General features: G+C 58.8%; 15 protein-coding genes. 10 read left to right on the top strand and 5 right to left on the bottom strand.

Annotated features, from left to right (window positions below):
- The 3 genes from AC1RL4_RS03530 to AC1RL4_RS03520 form a co-directional block, all read right to left on the bottom strand.
- Positions 1-642, bottom strand: coding sequence for a thiol:disulfide interchange protein DsbA/DsbL (locus AC1RL4_RS03530; RefSeq protein ID WP_019580303.1), 642 nt, complete (start codon positions 640-642; stop codon positions 1-3).
- A gap of 198 nt (positions 643-840) precedes the next feature.
- On the bottom strand, positions 841-1,452 hold the full coding sequence (locus AC1RL4_RS03525; RefSeq protein WP_007940706.1) for a c-type cytochrome: 612 nt from the start codon (positions 1,450-1,452) through the stop codon (positions 841-843).
- 46 nt (positions 1,453-1,498) lie between these two features.
- Entirely contained in the window at positions 1,499-1,789 is a 291-nt protein-coding gene (locus AC1RL4_RS03520; RefSeq protein ID WP_003196231.1) for a c-type cytochrome, read from the bottom strand.
- 191 nt (positions 1,790-1,980) lie between these two features.
- On the opposite strand from AC1RL4_RS03520, the gene yihA reads away from it, so the two are divergent.
- Positions 1,981-2,622: a ribosome biogenesis GTP-binding protein YihA/YsxC gene (gene yihA, locus AC1RL4_RS03515; RefSeq protein ID WP_007940707.1), complete on the top strand. Its 642-nt coding sequence runs from the start codon at positions 1,981-1,983 to the stop codon at positions 2,620-2,622.
- 298 nt (positions 2,623-2,920) lie between these two features.
- On the opposite strand, the gene polA is transcribed toward yihA, so the two are convergent.
- The gene (gene polA, locus AC1RL4_RS03510; protein ID WP_230174657.1) at positions 2,921-5,689 is read right to left on the bottom strand and encodes a DNA polymerase I; all 2,769 of its coding nucleotides are present in this window, start codon (positions 5,687-5,689) and stop codon (positions 2,921-2,923) included.
- 74 nt (positions 5,690-5,763) lie between these two features.
- Between polA and AC1RL4_RS03505 the strand changes: the two genes are divergently transcribed.
- The gene (locus tag AC1RL4_RS03505) at positions 5,764-6,051 is read left to right on the top strand and encodes a DUF2782 domain-containing protein (protein WP_028940060.1); all 288 of its coding nucleotides are present in this window, start codon (positions 5,764-5,766) and stop codon (positions 6,049-6,051) included.
- A gap of 61 nt (positions 6,052-6,112) precedes the next feature.
- Positions 6,113-7,063 carry a homoserine kinase gene (locus AC1RL4_RS03500; RefSeq protein ID WP_018927273.1) on the top strand — a complete coding sequence of 317 codons (951 nt, stop codon included), beginning with the start codon at positions 6,113-6,115 and terminating at the stop codon, positions 7,061-7,063.
- Positions 7,064-7,153: 90 nt separating this feature from the next.
- Here the strand turns inward: AC1RL4_RS03500 and AC1RL4_RS03495 are convergent, their stop codons facing one another.
- Positions 7,154-8,074, bottom strand: coding sequence for a zinc ABC transporter substrate-binding protein (locus tag AC1RL4_RS03495; RefSeq protein ID WP_230174659.1), 921 nt, complete (start codon positions 8,072-8,074; stop codon positions 7,154-7,156).
- A 66-nt stretch (positions 8,075-8,140) separates the two neighbouring features.
- Here AC1RL4_RS03495 and zur point away from each other — a divergent pair, with 66 nt between their 5' ends.
- The 7 genes from zur (at position 8,141) to AC1RL4_RS03460 (ending at position 13,704) form a co-directional block, all read left to right on the top strand.
- Positions 8,141-8,623 carry a zinc uptake transcriptional repressor Zur gene (gene zur, locus AC1RL4_RS03490; RefSeq protein WP_026286509.1) on the top strand — a complete coding sequence of 161 codons (483 nt, stop codon included), beginning with the start codon at positions 8,141-8,143 and terminating at the stop codon, positions 8,621-8,623.
- Complete coding sequence (znuC, locus tag AC1RL4_RS03485; protein ID WP_007940713.1) at positions 8,623-9,408, top strand: zinc ABC transporter ATP-binding protein ZnuC; 786 nt, start codon at positions 8,623-8,625, stop codon at positions 9,406-9,408. The genes zur and znuC overlap by 1 nt, the downstream gene beginning before the upstream one ends.
- Positions 9,401-10,189: a zinc ABC transporter permease subunit ZnuB gene (gene znuB / locus AC1RL4_RS03480; protein ID WP_019580298.1), complete on the top strand. Its 789-nt coding sequence runs from the start codon at positions 9,401-9,403 to the stop codon at positions 10,187-10,189. The genes znuC and znuB overlap by 8 nt, the downstream gene beginning before the upstream one ends.
- Before the next feature lie 37 nt (positions 10,190-10,226).
- On the top strand, positions 10,227-10,943 hold the full coding sequence (locus AC1RL4_RS03475) for a PA5502 family lipoprotein (RefSeq protein ID WP_064615672.1): 717 nt from the start codon (positions 10,227-10,229) through the stop codon (positions 10,941-10,943).
- Between the two features lie 247 nt (positions 10,944-11,190).
- Positions 11,191-12,198, top strand: coding sequence for a methionine ABC transporter ATP-binding protein (locus AC1RL4_RS03470; protein ID WP_007940716.1), 1,008 nt, complete (start codon positions 11,191-11,193; stop codon positions 12,196-12,198).
- Positions 12,198-12,872, top strand: coding sequence for a methionine ABC transporter permease (locus AC1RL4_RS03465; RefSeq protein ID WP_111453134.1), 675 nt, complete (start codon positions 12,198-12,200; stop codon positions 12,870-12,872). Before AC1RL4_RS03470 ends, AC1RL4_RS03465 begins: the two co-directional genes overlap by 1 nt.
- A 58-nt stretch (positions 12,873-12,930) precedes the next feature.
- Positions 12,931-13,704 (top strand): MetQ/NlpA family ABC transporter substrate-binding protein, encoded by a 774-nt coding sequence (locus tag AC1RL4_RS03460; protein ID WP_018927267.1) that lies wholly within the window; start codon positions 12,931-12,933, stop codon positions 13,702-13,704.
- Positions 13,705-13,813 lie beyond the last annotated feature (109 nt).

Genomic DNA, 13,813 nt, shown 5'->3' with positions numbered 1-13,813 from the left:
TTAGTTGGCAACGGCCTTGGTTGCCGCTCGCTCTTTGGCGACCAGTTGGTCGGCCAGTTTCAACGCTTGTTCGGCGCCGCCGGCAGAACCGATGTCAAAGCGATACTTGCCATTGACGATCATGGTAGGCACCCCGGTGATTTCGTATTTCTTGGCAAGCTCTTTGGCTTTGTTGATCTGGCCCTTGATGGCGAAGGAGTCGAAGGTGGCCAGGAATTTGTCCTTGTCTACACCTTGGGTCGCCAGGAAGTCCGCCATGTCTTCTTTATCGGTCAGCTTCTTGTGTTCTTTCTGGATTGCGTTGAACACCGCAGCATGAACCTTGCTCTCGACACCCATGGCCTCAAGCGTCAGGAACATCTGGCCGTGGGCATCCCAAGGGCCGCCAAACATGGCCGGGATACGCACGAAATTCACGTCGGAGGGCAGCTTTTCAACCCATGGGTTGATGACGGGTTCGAAGGCATAGCAGTGCGGGCAGCCGTACCAGAACAGCTCCACGACTTCGATCTTGCCAGGCTCGGCCACTGGGACCGGGTTGCTCAGTTCGACATAGGGCGCTTCAGGTTTTTCGGCGGCTTGGGCAGTCATGCCGAACAGGCTGGCAGCGACGAGTGCGGCGCTGATGATCAGATTACGCATGCTTTACTCCTGGACAATTTGGGCGCCTCGCGCGACCTGTTTTCAGACAGATTCCGGCGGGCTTGAGTTCTGTAGTGTAACGGCAGCGGCCACAAAAAAGGGCAGCCAAAGCTACCCTTTTTATGTTTGCATCGACGGATTAATCGAGAGTTAACGTTGCAAGAGATGTACATCACTCACAACGCTCGATCACAGGCCTTAGTGCAAGCCTTGAATATAGCTGGAGACGGCGGCGATATCTTCGTCGCTCAGCTTTTTAGCGATGCTTTGCATTGGTTTGGTGTCGCCGTCGTTGGTCCGGCCACCTTCTTCTTTTCTGAATTCGGTCAGTTGCTTGCCGACGTACTGGGCATGCTGGCCGCCCAGGTGCGGGAAGCCGGCAGCTGCGTTGCCTGCGCCATTGGGCGAGTGGCAGCCGGTGCAGGCTGGCAGGCCTTTAGCCAGGTCGCCACCGCGGAACAGTGCTTCACCGCGTGCCACGATTTTCGGGTCGGCGGCACCAACGCTGCCTTTCTGGCTGGCGAAGTAGGCGGAGATATCGGCCAGGTCCTGATCGCTGAGGTTGGTCAGCAGGCCGGTCATTTCCAGTACCGTGCGTTTGCCGGACTTGATGTCGTGCAGCTGCTTGTTCAGATAACGCTCGCCCTGGCCTGCCAGTTTCGGAAAGTTAGGCGCCATGCTATTGCCATCCGGGCCATGACAGGCGCCACATACTGCGGCTTTCGCCTGACCAGCAGTCGCATCACCTGCAGCATGGGCAATACCGGAGATCCCCACGGTCAACAGCAGACTCACGATCAATTTGTTCATCAGCTAATCCAACTACGGCTAAGGGTTAAAGAGTTATGGACCGGGTTTACTCGCTCATCCACTGGATGATGGCTCGGTAATCCTCGGCACTGCAGTCCATGCACAAACCACGCGGCGGCATCGCCTTGAAACCCTGGGTCACGTGTTGCACCAGCGTCTCCATACCTTTCGCCAACCTCGGCGTCCAAGCTTCCTGATCGCCCTTGCGGGGCGCCATGGGTAGTTGGCCGGAATGACAGGCACCACAAACACGGTTGTACACAGCTTCCGGATCCTGTGTAGCCTGAGCGCTGTAAAGCGGCATCAAGACACCGGCAGCTAGCAGCCATTTCGTCATAAAACGACCTTTTCAGGGTTGAGAGCGTGCTGCGTTCTAATGCGCAATCAAGGTCAATCGCTCTCGTGAACTTCATCCTACGCTGGGACAAAGCGCACACAAAATCTGCGGCATTATATACTGGCGTCACTGAAACGGAAACGACACTGCTTGCCGCGTCCATTCCCGGCGCCGCCCACATCGGAAATCCCATGCAACTCAAGAATCCCATCCTCGGCCTGTGCCAACAGTCCACCTTTATGCTCAGCGCCGCCAAAGTCGACCAATGTCCCGACGACGAAGGCTTTGAAGTGGCCTTCGCCGGGCGTTCCAATGCCGGCAAGTCCAGCGCGTTGAATACTCTGACCCACGCCAGCCTGGCGCGAACCTCGAAAACACCGGGTCGCACGCAGCTGTTGAACTTCTTCAAGCTAGACGATGAACGCCGTCTGGTCGACCTGCCGGGGTACGGTTATGCAAAAGTACCGATCCCGTTGAAGATGCACTGGCAGCGTCACCTGGAAGCCTATCTGGGTGGCCGTGAGAGTTTGAAAGGTTTGATTCTGATGATGGACATCCGTCATCCAATGACCGACTTCGACCTGTTGATGCTCGATTGGGCCGTCGCCAGCGGCATGCCGATGCATATTCTGCTGACCAAGGCCGACAAACTGACCTACGGCGCGGCAAAAAACACGCTGCTCAAGGTTCAATCGGAAATCCGCAAGGGTTGGGGCGATACGATCACTATCCAGCTGTTTTCGGCCCCCAAACGCATGGGGCTGGAAGAAGCCTACACCGTACTGGCGGACTGGATGGAGTTGGCGGACAAGGGTGCCGAGGCTGCCGAGTAAGGCTCTCGAGACCAATCGGCAGGCAAAAAAAACCCCGGACTTCGTATGGGGAGGGAGAAGTTCCGGGGTTCAAGTTCCGGACCGCTAGGGCGGGGTCCAGATATCTGCCAACACTTAACACAACATAGGAGCATCGAAGGGCTTCACCAGCCATTCAGTATCTCTGAGTGGCGGTTCACGGATTTAGTTCAGACTATTTTCAAAATCCTTTGGAAATAATCACTGTCGTTTTTCGCTCTATAGCCCTTCGTCATGTGCTGCGGCGCCAGGCCGCAGCACAAACGTCTTTTCAGGCGGCTCAGTGCGCCTCATCCCAGTTGTTGCCTACGCCCACCTCGACCAGAAGCGGTACGTCCAGTTGTGCAGCGTTGCTCATGTGCACGCGAATCTCCTCGCGTACCTGGTCGACCAGGTCCTCACGCACCTCGAGCACCAATTCATCGTGTACCTGCAGGATGACTTTGGCGTCCAGGCCTGACGATGCCAGCCAGTTGTCCACCGCCACCATGGCTTTCTTGATGATGTCCGCCGCGGTGCCTTGCATCGGGGCGTTGATCGCCGTGCGCTCGGCAGCTTTGCGCAGGGCCTGGTTTTTCGCGTTGATTTCCGGCAAGTACAGGCGACGACCAAAGATGGTTTCGACGAAGCCTTGCTCGGCGGCCTGGGCGCGCGTGCGTTCCATGTACTGCAGCACGCCGGGATAACGAGCGAAATAACGGTCGATGTAGGCCTGGGACTGTTTGCGGTCAACGCCAATCTGCTTGGCCAGACCAAACGCGCTCATGCCGTAGATCAAGCCGAAGTTGATGGCTTTCGCACTTCGACGCTGATCGTTGGTGACCGCATCCAGCTCAACGCCGAACACTTCTGCGGCCGTGGCCCGGTGGACATCGAGGTTGTTGCGGAAGGCATGCAGCAAGCCTTCGTCCTTGGCCAGGTGCGCCATGATCCGCAGTTCGATTTGCGAGTAATCCGCGGCCAGCAGTTTGTAGCCTTTCGGCGCGACGAACGCCTGACGAATCCGGCGACCTTCGGCGGTACGAATCGGAATGTTCTGCAGGTTCGGGTCGATGGATGACAAACGCCCGGTGGCTGCGACAGCTTGCTGGTAAGACGTATGAATGCGCCCGGTGCGTGCGTTGATCTGCTCTGGCAAGCGGTCGGTGTAGGTGCTTTTGAGCTTGCTCAGCGAGCGGTATTGCATCAGCACCTTGGGCAGCGGGTAGTCCTGTTCGGCCAACTCGGCCAGCACGGCTTCGGCAGTCGACGCCTGACCCTTGGCGGTTTTGCTGAGTACGGGCAAACCGAGCTTTTCGTAGAGGATCACGCCCAGTTGCTTCGGCGAGCCGAGGTTGAATTCTTCACCGGCAATGGCAAAGGCCTCACGCTCAAGGGCGACCAGTTTCTCACCCAGCTCGACGCTCTGGATGCCCAGCAGGTTGGCATCTACAAGCGCGCCCTGGCGCTCGATACGGGCCAGGACCGGCATCAGCGGCATTTCAATCTCGTTGAGCACTTTGACCAGGCTTGGTGTCGCGGCCAGTTTTTCCTGCAATACCAGATGCAGGCGGAAGGTGACATCGGCGTCTTCGGCGGCATAGGGGCCCGCCAGCTCTAGGGAAATCTGGTCGAAGGTCAGCTGTTTGACGCCTTTGCCCGCAATCTCCTGGATGTCGGTCTTGCTTTGGCCCAAGTATTTGAGCGCCAGGCTGTCCATGTCGTGGCGGGTGGCCGTTGAGTCCAGTACGTAGGACTCGAGCATGGTGTCGTAGGCAATACCCCGAACAGTAATCCCGTTGTTCTGATCGCCACCGATGGCGCAATTGGCGAGGATATTGGTGTCGTACTTCGCATGTTGGCCGACTTTCAGTTTATTCGGGTTTTCCAGCAGCGGTTTCAACGCCAGCAGTACGGTGTCGCGATCCAGTTGCTCTGGCACGCCCATGTAGGAATGGGTCAGCGGAATGTAGGCTGCTTCGTTGGCCGCGACAGAGAACGACAGGCCTACCAGTTGCGCGTGTTGGGGGTCGTTGCCGTTGGTTTCGGTGACCAAGGCGATCAGCGGCGCTTTTTCGAGCTTGTCCAGCCAGGCCTCGAAGCGCTTCTGGTCGAGGATGGTTTCGTATTTCGCTTCGGCGGCACCCGGCTGCTCTTGGACAGCCTCGACGATGTCCTGGCCTGAGCGCTTGGCTTCGCGCTGGTTCTCTTCGAACCAGCTTTTGAATTCCAGCAGGGAATACAGCTCGGCAAGTTTGTCGTGATCCGGTGGTCCCATATGCAGGTCGTCGAGGCCGAAGTCCAGCGGTACGTCGATCTTGATGGTTGCCAATCGATAAGAAAGAAAGGCCATTTCCTTATGTTCTTCGAGCTTGGCCGGCAGGGTCTTGGCGCCGCGAATCGGCAGGGTCGGGACGATATCGAGCTGTGCATAGAGCTCGGTCAGGCCGCCATTCACGCCAACCAGCAGGCCGGAAGCGGTCTTGGGACCGATACCCGGAACGCCCGGGATGTTGTCGGACGAATCGCCCATCAGGGCCAGATAATCGATGATCTGCTCGGGAGCGACGCCGAATTTCTCCTTCACGCCTTCCACGTCCAGCGTGCTACCAGTCATCGTATTGACCAAGGTAATGTGCCCGTCGACCAGTTGCGCCATGTCCTTGTCGCCGGTGGAAATCACCACCGGGCGGTCCGCGGCCGCGCTGCTGCGGGCCAGGGTGCCGATCACATCGTCCGCTTCGACGTTGTCCACGCACAGCAATGGAAAGCCCAAGGCTTTGACGCTGGCGTGCAGCGGCTCGATCTGGACCCGCATATCGTCAGGCATGCTTGGACGGTTGGCCTTGTACTCGGCGAACATCGCGTCGCGGAACGTCCCGCCCTTGGCGTCGAACACCACGGCGAACGGGCTGTCCGGGTACTGCTTGCGCAGACTCTTGAGCATGTTCAACACGCCCTTGACCGCACCGGTCGGCAGGCCTTTGGACGTGGTCAGCGGTGGCAGCGCATGAAAAGCGCGGTACAGGTAAGAAGAACCGTCCACCAGGACGAGGGGGGCTTGGCTCATGAGCAGGATCAACCTTTTCGGCGGGTCCGGCGCTAGAATAGCGGGACCGTTGACGACAAAGGGACAAGGTTATCATGCGCACACTAAATCGCTTGTTGCTGGCTGGCTTCTTTGCAATCACTCCGTTGGCTGTCATGGCGGCGGATGACAAGCCCTCGGCGGACCCGGAAGTAACGATCCGCACGGAAGGCGATAAAACCATTCAGGAATACCGGCAGAACGGTTTTCTGTATGCCATCAAGGTCACTCCGAAGGGCGGTAAACCGTACTTCCTGGTGCGCGCTGATGGCTCGGAGGGTAACTATATCCGCTCGGATCAGCCGGATATGCTGATCCCTGCGTGGGAAATCTTTAAGTGGTAAGCGGTTCTTAACTTTAATCGGCGCTTGCTATGTAGCGGCGCCCGTACTGGCAGTTTTAACCATGTCTGTGTTCACCCCCCTGGCTCGGCCCGAGCTGGAAACCTTTCTCGCCCCTTACGGGCTCGGCCGCCTGCTTGATTTCCAGGGGATCGCCGCCGGTAGCGAAAACACCAATTTCTTTATCAGCCTGGAGCAGGGCGAGTTTGTCCTGACCCTGGTCGAGCGCGGTCCGGTGCAGGAGATGCCGTTCTTCATCGAACTGCTCGATGTGCTGCACGACGCCAACCTGCCGGTGCCTTATGCCCTGCGCACCACCGACGGCGTCGCTTTGCGCGAACTGGCCGGTAAACCCGCGCTGTTGCAGCCACGTCTGGCGGGCAAGCACATCAAGGACGCCAACGCCCAGCATTGCGCTCAGGTCGGCGAGCTGCTGGCTCACCTGCACCTGGCGACCCAGGCCAACATGATCAAGCGCAAAACCGATCGCGGCCTGGACTGGATGCTGGAAGAGGGCACGCAGTTTCTCTCGCACCTGAACGCCGAGCAAAGCGATTTGCTGCAACGGGCTCTGGAAGAGATCACCCAGCAGAAGACGAAAATTCTGGCGCTGCCGCGGGCCAACATCCATGCGGATCTGTTCCGCGACAATGCGATGTTCGAAGGCACGCACCTGACCGGGTTGATCGACTTCTACAACGCTTGTTCAGGGCCGATGCTCTATGACGTGGCAATTGCCTTGAACGACTGGTGTTCGGACGAGCAAGGGCAGCTCGACGGGGCTCGGGCGCGGGCGTTGCTGGGCGCTTATGCCGCGCTGCGACCGTTCACCGCTGCCGAAGCTGAGCTGTGGCCGACCATGCTGCGCGTGGCGTGCGTGCGATTCTGGTTGTCGCGGTTGATTGCGGCGGAGTCTTTCGCTGGGCAGGACGTGTTGATTCACGATCCGATGGAATTTCAGCTGCGCTTGGCACAGCGGCAGAAGGTCGACACGCCGCTGCCTTTCGCCCTCTAAAAGCTTCGCGGGCAAGCCTCGCTCCAGGATGTGCGCGATCCCTGTAGGAGCGAGGCTTGCCCGCGAACGATTCACCACCAAACTTCCCGCTTACAACGACTCCAGGCACCCGGCCAAATCATTCCCCAACTTTTCCAGCACCTGCTCATACCCTTGGGCAGTCGCTGGTGTGTATCCGCCCAATGCATCCAGCTCCGCCAGTTTCACCGGTAGCCCGGCCACCAGGGTTTCTGCCAGGCGCGGGCGCAGCGGCGGTTCGCTGAACACGCAAGTTTTGCCGACTTCCTGCAACCGCGTGCGCATCGCCGCGACGTGCTGGGCACCGGGCTGCACTTCGGCTGCGACACTGAACACGCCGGCATGCTTGAGGTCGTAGGCGTCTTCGAAGTAGTCAAAGGCTTCGTGGAACACAAAGTAAGGTTTGTTCGCGATGCCTGCCAGGCGAGCCTTCAGGCGTAGGTCCAAGGCATCCAGGCGCTCATCGAAGGCTTTGAGGTTGCTCTGATAGCGCGCTGCGTTAGCCGGATCGGCTGCACTCAGATCGGCAGCCATTTTGCTGGCGATCACTCGGGCGTTGATTGGGGACAACCACAAGTGCGCATCGAGGCTGCCAGGGCGATGATCGTGGTCATGCTCGTCGGCTTCTTCGGCGTGGGAGTGGCTGTCTTCGGCGAAATGTCGCAGTTTCAGGCCAGGCAAATCCTGCACTGCGACGCTGGGCAGCGTACGACCTTTCAGTACGCGAGGCAGGAAACCTTCCATGTCCGGACCGATCCAGTAAACCAGGTCTACCGACTGCACCTTCCGTACGTCGGATGGGCGCAAGGCATAGTTATGCGGTGATGCCCCGGGCGGCAGCAACACTTCCGGAATCGCCACACCCTCCTGTACCGCAGCAGCAATCAGCTGCAGCGGCTTGATGCTGGTAAGGACGTTGACTTCGGCCTGGGCTGAACCGATCAGCAGAAAACTTGCGACAAATGCGACAAAGATAGAAAAAAGTCGGGACACGATGACCACTCGAAGAGGCGAGAACGGGTAACATAATAACGTCTCTCACAACACTCGTCGCCGCTCATGCCTAAAACACCGATTGCCAGTCGTCCCCACGACCACTCTCATTGCGTCCATAGCGCATTGTCTGAGGCCGATGCCTTGTGCGCACGTCAGGGGCTACGCCTGACCGCTTTGCGCCGGCGGGTGCTGGAACTGGTCTGGCAAAGCCATAAACCGCTGGGTGCCTACGACATTCTGGCGGTGCTCAGCGAGCAGGACGGCCGCCGTGCTGCGCCGCCGACCGTGTATCGCGCGCTGGATTTTCTGCTGGAAAACGGCCTGGTACACCGCATCTCCTCGCTGAACGCCTTCGTCGGCTGCAATCACCCGGAACACGCTCACCAAGGCCAGTTCCTGATTTGCCGCCAATGCCACGCCGCCATCGAGCTTGAACAGAAGTCCATCAGCGACGCGATCGTCGGCAGCGCCAGGGACGTCGGATTTATCGTCGAGGCCCAGACCGTTGAAGTCATCGGTCTCTGCTCGGGTTGCCAGGGGGCTTAATGAGCAATGCGCTGATCCGTCTTGAGCAGGTGGCCGTCACTTTTGCCGGGCAAAACGTGCTGGATAACATCGAACTGAGCGTCGAGCCGGGGCAGATCGTTACCCTGATCGGCCCTAATGGCGCCGGTAAAACCACGCTGGTGCGCGCGGTGCTCGGTCTGTTGAAGCCGGACAGCGGCAGCGTCTGGCGCAAGCCGAAGTTGCGCGTCGGTTACATGCCGCAAAAACTCCATGTCGATCCAACCCTACCGCTATCAGTGCTGCGTTTTTTGCGTCTGGTCCCTGGCGTGGACCGCGCTCGGGCCTTGGCGGCGCTCAAGGAAGTCGGCGCCGAGCAGGTGATCGACAGCCCGGTACAAAGTGTTTCCGGTGGCGAAATGCAGCGAGTACTGCTGGCCCGGGCATTGCTGCGCGAGCCGGAGTTGCTGGTGCTCGATGAGCCGGTACAAGGCGTCGACGTGGCCGGTCAAGCCGAGCTCTATAGCCTGATCACACGCCTGCGCGACCGTCATGGCTGCGGCGTATTGATGGTCTCTCACGATTTGCATCTGGTGATGAGCACCACCGACCAGGTGGTGTGTCTGAATCGCCATGTCTGCTGCTCCGGGCATCCTGAGCAGGTCAGCGGCGATCCCGCGTTCGTCGAACTGTTCGGAAAGAACGCACAAAGTCTGGCGATTTATCACCATCATCACGACCACGCTCACGACCTGCATGGCTCGGTGGTCATTGCGACCCCGTCGGCCCATACCCACGTTCATGGAGATAGCTGCAAGCATGGCTGATTTTCTGCTTTTCGCCCTGCTTGCAGGTCTGGCCTTGGCGTTGGTCGCGGGCCCGCTGGGTTCGTTCGTAGTCTGGCGGCGCATGGCTTATTTCGGCGACACCCTGTCCCATGCCGCGCTGCTGGGCGTGGCGCTGGGCTTTCTGCTGGATGTCAGCCCGACCGTGGCTGTCACCGTAGGCTGCCTGTTGCTGGCAGTGTTGCTGGTGACGCTGCAACAGCGGCAGCCATTGGCGTCTGACACGCTGTTGGGAATTCTCGCACCGAGCACGCTCTCCCTGGGCCTGGTGGTACTAAGCTTCATGCATGAAGTGCGGATCGACCTGATGGCCTATCTGTTTGGCGACCTGCTGGCGATCAGCCCGACCGATCTGGCCTGGATCCTCGGCGGCAGCGCGGCGGTGCTGGTATTGCTTGTCACGCTGTGGCGACCCTTGCTGGCGATCACCGTGCATGAAGAACTGGCCAGGGTGGAAGGTTTGCCGGTGGCGGCGTTGCGTCTGGTCCTGATGTTGCTGATCGCCGTGGTGATTGCGGTGGCGATGAAAATCGTCGGCGTGTTGCTGATTACTTCGTTACTGATTATTCCGGCGGCTGCGGCACAACGTCACGCCCGCTCGCCGGAGCAGATGGCACTGGGCGCGAGCCTGCTGGGCATGCTCGCGGTGTGTGGCGGGCTGGCGTTGTCCTGGTTCAAGGACACCCCGGCTGGCCCGTCGATTGTGGTGGCGGCCGCCGCGCTGTTTCTGCTGAGTTTTGTCCTGCCCCGCCGAGGGGTGTAGACTTGCTCGTTTTTTGCGCAAATAGAGAGTCGCAGGAATGAAGCCGTTCGCCTCCCGTTATCTGCTCCTTGTCGCATTTTCGCTGCTACTGGGTGCTTGCCAAAGCACGCCGCCGGCGGCCACCGAGGCCCCCGATGCACGGGCCACGGCTATTGCACAACTGGAACAAAGCCTGGCCAGCAGCGAGCTGGCCACCGCCGAGGATCAATTGGCGGCCTTGCAGGCCGAGTCGCCCAACGATCAATCCCTTGAGCAATACCAGCGGCAATTGGCCGAAGCCTATTTACTGCGCAGCCAGATCGTGTTGCAAAAAGGTGATGTGAATGCCGCGGCCACTGCCCTCAGCCGTGCCCGGGTATTGATGCCCAAGGCCCCGGCGCTGACCGGTGGCGTTAACAATGCCATCGTTCATGCACGCAAGGCTGAACTGGATAAAGCCGAAGCGGCCCTCAAGGCTGCCGAAGCCAGACCGCAGGCCAAAGTGATCGACCCGACGGCTGAAAGCACGACGGTGGCATTGAACCTCAACGATATGAGCAAACTTCGTCGTCAACTGGATGCTATCGCCGCCGATGTGGTGAATTATCAGTGCGACGTGAGCATTCAGGTTCCCCGTACTCAGGACTACCCATGGTTGGCCACGTTGCTGACCAAACGGGTGAAGAAGCTGGATTCTGGGTTTGATCTGAAGCTTGAGAAGCAGATTCTGCGCAATATTCCGGCGCAGATGGTTTTGAGCCCTCGCAAGCCATAAAGAAAAGATCGCAGCCTGCGGCAGCTCCAACGGACCGTTTAGGAGCTGCCGCAAGCTGCGATCTTTTGCTTTTCTAGATGCATCAGGCCGCAATTGCCTCGGTCCCAGGTTCCTACCTTTGATCGCCTTATTGCCAAATCGCTGGTTGAAGGCGAAATAAATGCTAAGAACCTCTATACGGACAGGCTAAAATGCGCGCCCGGCTAACCGCTGATCCTTTTCTAACGCGCCCCACAAGGTTCGCTACGTGATCGAGTTTCAAAACGTCCACAAAACTTACCGCGTCGCCGGTAAGGATATTCCCGCCCTGCATCCGACCAGTCTGACGATTGAGAACGGTCAGGTCTTTGGCCTGATCGGCCATTCCGGTGCGGGAAAAAGTACCCTGCTGCGCCTGATCAACCGCCTGGAAAACTCCAGTGGCGGCAAGATCATCGTCGATGGTGAAGAAGTCACAGCGCTGGATGCCAACGGCCTGCGACGTTTCCGTCAGCAGGTCGGGATGATTTTCCAGCACTTCAACTTGCTGGCGTCCAAGACCGTGGCCGATAACGTTGCGCTACCGCTGACCCTCGCCGGTGAGCTGTCGCGTAGCGAAATCGACCAGCGTGTGGCGCAGTTGCTGGCGCGGGTTGGCCTGGCCGACCATGCGAAAAAATACCCGGCGCAACTGTCCGGTGGTCAGAAGCAGCGTGTCGGCATCGCCCGCGCCCTGGCAACCAAGCCGAAAATTTTGCTGTGCGACGAAGCCACCAGTGCCCTCGACCCGCAGACCACGGCGTCGGTTTTGCAATTGCTGGCCGAGATCAATCGCGAGCTGAAGCTGACCATTGTTCTGATCACCCACGAGATGGATGTGATTCGTCGAGTCTGCGATCAGGTGGCGGTGATGGATGCCGGTGTGATCGTCGAGCAAGGTTCGGTGGCCGAAGTGTTCCTGCACCCCAAGCACCCGACCACCAAGCGCTTCGTCCAGGAAGACGAGCAGATCGACGAGAACGAACAGCGCGACGACTTCGCTCATGTGCCGGGCCGCATCGTGCGTCTGACCTTCCAGGGCGAAGCGACCTACGCACCATTGCTGGGTACCGTCGCCCGGGAAACGGGCGTGGACTACAGCATCCTGGCCGGTCGTATCGATCGCATCAAAGAGGTTCCCTACGGCCAATTGACCCTGGCCGTCACCGGTGGCGACATGGAAGCGGCGTTTGCTCACTTCACCGCAGCTGATGTCCATATGGAGGTGCTGCGCTGATGGAAGCCCTGACTGTTCTGTTTTCCAATGTTGACTGGTTCGAGATCTGGGTCGCCACCTGCGACACACTCGTGATGCTTGGTGTCTCACTGTTCTTCACGGTGTTGATTGGCTTGCCGCTGGGCGTATTGCTTTTCCTCACATCTCCGCGTCAGTTGCTAGAGCAAAAGCAGGTGTATTCGGCAGTTGCTCTGGTGGTCAACTTGTTGCGTGCGTTACCGTTCATCATTCTGTTAATCGTGATGATTCCACTGACCCAACTGATCACTGGAACTTCACTGGGGGTCGCTGGCACCATTCCGCCACTGGTAGCGGGAGCTGCACCTTTTTTTGCGAGGCTGGTTGAAACGGCATTGCGAGAAGTAGATCGCGGCATTATTGAAGCTACCCAGGCCATGGGCGCAACGACCCGGCAAATCATCACCAATGCTCTATTACCGGAGGCCAAACCCGGCATTATTGCAGCCATTACCGTCACCTCGATCGCACTAGTCTCGTACACAGCCATCGCGGGAGTCGTGGGGGCTGGTGGTCTCGGCGACCTAGCGATTCGTTATGGTTATCAGCGTTTCCAGAACGATGTGATGTTTGTCACGGTGATACTGCTTCTGGTACTGGTCCATGTGCTGCAAAGCGTTGGCGACCGAATGGTGATCCGTGTTTCCCACAAATAATAGCAACGTCGGCGTTGATGCCGATGACGTCCGCCAGACGCAATCAAGGAGCCGTTAGATGAAAAAACTACTCGTCGCATTCGCTGCCATTGCAGCCTTTTCCGCCCACGCTGCCGACACCTTGACCGTTGCGGCCACCCCGGTGCCCCACGCGGAAATCCTCGAGTTCGTTAAACCAGCCCTGGCCAAAGAAGGCGTGGACCTGAAAGTCAAAGTCTTCACCGACTACATCCAGCCGAACGTACAGGTGGCCGAGAAGCGTCTGGACGCCAACTTCTTCCAGCACCAACCGTACCTGGATGAGTTCAACAAGGCCAAGGGCACCAACCTCGTCAGCGTTGCCGGTGTGCACCTGGAGCCGCTGGGCGCTTACTCCAGCAAGTACAAGAAACTGGAAGAGCTGCCGGGCGGCGCCAACGTGGTGATCCCGAACGACGCCACCAACGGCGGCCGTGCGCTGTTGCTGCTGGAGAAGGCTGGCCTGATCAAGTTGAAGGATTCGAAAAATATCCTGTCGACCGTGAAGGACATCACCGAGAACACCAAGGATCTGAAATTCCGTGAACTGGAAGCCGCGACCATCCCCCGCGTGCTGACTCAGGTCGACCTGGCGCTGATCAACACCAACTACGCGCTGGAAGCCAAGCTCGATCCGTCCAAGGACGCGCTGGTCATCGAAGGCAGCGACTCGCCGTACGTGAACATCCTCGTTGCCCGTCCGGACGACAAGGACAGCGCGGCAATGCAGAAACTGGTTGCTGCCCTGCACAGCCCGGAAGTGAAAGCCTTCATTCTCGAGAAGTACAAAGGCGCGGTATTGCCGGCGTTCTGATCGGCTGACGTAAACGAAAAAGGGGCGCATTGAATTGAATGCGCCCCTTTTTTTGTCTGTTTGCCCCGTTCTGTAGGAGCCAGGCTTGCCGGCGAAGGCGCCCGTGAGA

The sequence above is a fragment of the Pseudomonas sp. GW822-FHT07A10 genome, from assembly GCF_058798795.1.
This window is presented reverse-complemented; position numbering and strand designations above follow the sequence as displayed.

Coding starts and splice junctions, on each gene's coding strand:
- AC1RL4_RS03530 (WP_019580303.1), bottom strand. CDS start 642: ATGCGTAATCTGATCATCAGCGCCGCACTCGTCGCTGCCAGCCTGTTC.
- AC1RL4_RS03525 (WP_007940706.1), bottom strand. CDS start 1,452: ATGAACAAATTGATCGTGAGTCTGCTGTTGACCGTGGGGATCTCCGGT.
- AC1RL4_RS03520 (WP_003196231.1), bottom strand. CDS start 1,789: ATGACGAAATGGCTGCTAGCTGCCGGTGTCTTGATGCCGCTTTACAGC.
- yihA (WP_007940707.1), top strand. CDS start 1,981: ATGCAACTCAAGAATCCCATCCTCGGCCTGTGCCAACAGTCCACCTTT.
- polA (WP_230174657.1), bottom strand. CDS start 5,689: ATGAGCCAAGCCCCCCTCGTCCTGGTGGACGGTTCTTCTTACCTGTAC.
- AC1RL4_RS03505 (WP_028940060.1), top strand. CDS start 5,764: ATGCGCACACTAAATCGCTTGTTGCTGGCTGGCTTCTTTGCAATCACT.
- AC1RL4_RS03500 (WP_018927273.1), top strand. CDS start 6,113: ATGTCTGTGTTCACCCCCCTGGCTCGGCCCGAGCTGGAAACCTTTCTC.
- zur (WP_026286509.1), top strand. CDS start 8,141: ATGCCTAAAACACCGATTGCCAGTCGTCCCCACGACCACTCTCATTGC.
- znuC (WP_007940713.1), top strand. CDS start 8,623: ATGAGCAATGCGCTGATCCGTCTTGAGCAGGTGGCCGTCACTTTTGCC.
- znuB (WP_019580298.1), top strand. CDS start 9,401: ATGGCTGATTTTCTGCTTTTCGCCCTGCTTGCAGGTCTGGCCTTGGCG.
- AC1RL4_RS03475 (WP_064615672.1), top strand. CDS start 10,227: ATGAAGCCGTTCGCCTCCCGTTATCTGCTCCTTGTCGCATTTTCGCTG.
- AC1RL4_RS03465 (WP_111453134.1), top strand. CDS start 12,198: ATGGAAGCCCTGACTGTTCTGTTTTCCAATGTTGACTGGTTCGAGATC.
- AC1RL4_RS03460 (WP_018927267.1), top strand. CDS start 12,931: ATGAAAAAACTACTCGTCGCATTCGCTGCCATTGCAGCCTTTTCCGCC.